This window comes from Streptomyces odontomachi (genome assembly GCF_024435355.1).
Taxonomy (GTDB): domain Bacteria; phylum Actinomycetota; class Actinomycetes; order Streptomycetales; family Streptomycetaceae; genus Streptomyces; species Streptomyces odontomachi.
Genome location: NZ_JAMJWG010000101.1, coordinates 1 through 472 on the forward strand (window position 1 = coordinate 1; position 472 = coordinate 472).

Annotated in this window: 1 protein-coding gene; it reads left to right on the top strand. The window is 65.3% G+C overall.

The window, feature by feature from the left end; all coding sequences use genetic code 11:
- Positions 1–472: integrase core domain-containing protein (locus NQO67_RS43555; RefSeq protein ID WP_255956204.1), on the top strand; the 472-nt coding region annotated here is incomplete at its 5' end.

The following is a 472-nucleotide window of genomic DNA, read 5'->3' on the forward strand; positions in this document are numbered from 1 at the left end:
TGGGCGCAAGAACCGCACCGGCGTCGGACTTGCCTACCTGCACACCGCCATGGACGACCACACCCGCCTGGCATACACCGAAGACCTCCCCGATGAGAAAGCCGCGACCTGTGCCAGCTTCCTCATCCGGGCAACCGCATGGTTCGCCGCCCGCAGCATCACCATCGAACGCGTGCTGACTGACAATGCCTGGGCCTACAGCAAGAACACCTGGCGCCAGACCTGCCACGACCTGGGCATCAGTCCCCGCTGGACACGCCCCTGGCGGCCGCCGACCAACGGCAAGGTCGAACGCTTCCACCGAACCCTGCTCGAGGAATGGGCCTACCAGCAGCCCTACACATCAGATGCGGAACGCCAAGCAGCGTTTCCCGACTGGCTGGACTGGTACAACTACCACCGACCCCACACCGGCATCGGCGGCCACACACCAGCCAGCCGCGTCACCAACCTGTCCGGTCAGCACACCTAG